Source organism: Ruminococcus difficilis (assembly GCF_016680995.1).
The window spans coordinates 1-539 of record NZ_JAEQMG010000153.1 but is presented as its reverse complement, the minus strand read 5'-3'; the positions used below and the strand labels follow the sequence as shown (position 1 = coordinate 539).

Annotated in this window: 1 rRNA gene; it reads left to right on the top strand. The window is 41.9% G+C overall.

Annotated elements, in window-relative coordinates:
* Positions 1 to 178: 178 nt before the first annotated feature.
* A 23S ribosomal RNA gene (locus JKK62_RS14260) occupies positions 179 to 539 on the top strand; the annotation flags it as partial.

The window sequence follows — 539 nt, the reverse complement described above, 5'->3', positions numbered from 1 at the left end:
TAAGTAATAAGCAGATATGCGAGAAAGTATTGTTTATCAACAGAATTAATTTAGTCAAACTAAACTCAATTTAAAGGTAAAAATACTGCAATTTCTGATGGGTAAAATAGATGCAAGTCTATTTTCTGTAACGAAAGTTACTTAACACAGAATAAAGAACCAAAGATATCTCAAAAATGGTCAAGCTACAAAGAGCACAAGGGGAATGCCTTGGCACCGAGAGCCGATGAAGGACGTGACTAACTGCGATAAGCCACGGGGAGCTGTAAGTGAGCGTTATATCCGTGGATTTCCGAATGGAGCAATCCGGCAAGAGGAAAGTCTTGTCATCATACACTGAATCCATAGGTGTATGAGGGGAACCGCCTGAACTGAAACATCTAAGTAGGGCGAGGAAGAGAAATCAACAGAGATTCCGTCAGTAGTGGCGAGCGAACGCGGAAGAGGCCAAACCCATTGTAGTAATACAGTGGGGGTTCGGACAGCATACGGTATGTAAAATTTTAGTCGAATGGCATGGGAAGGTCAATCATAGAAGG